The sequence below is a fragment of the Mesorhizobium sp. M1A.T.Ca.IN.004.03.1.1 genome, from assembly GCF_003997555.1.
Lineage (GTDB): Bacteria > Pseudomonadota > Alphaproteobacteria > Rhizobiales > Rhizobiaceae > Mesorhizobium.
Map to the genome: position 1 here is coordinate 1 of NZ_RZTV01001083.1, position 236 is coordinate 236.

Below are 236 nucleotides of genomic sequence, written 5' to 3' on the forward strand. Positions count from 1 at the left end.
TTTTGGTCGTAGACTCTTTTGTCATTTCATTCCCTCTCTTTTTGCTCATTAGGAACCTACTGCCGTGAGCCGATTACACTTTCGCAATTGTCTCTGCTTCGTTCTCCTGGGATTGCTGCCACAAGCTCACGCGTGTAATCGGATTGCGGTTTCAGGAAAATCTGAGACGGCGGGCCGCGCTCGACGACCCGGCCCTTCTGCATCACAGCAATTTCGTCGCAGATCTGGCTGGCGAC

1 pseudogene is annotated in these 236 nt (G+C 52.5%); it reads right to left on the reverse strand.

The features are described from left to right. Positions 1-56 precede the first annotated feature (56 nt). A pseudogene (locus tag EOD29_RS36900) lies at positions 57-236 on the reverse strand (ABC transporter ATP-binding protein); the annotation flags it as partial.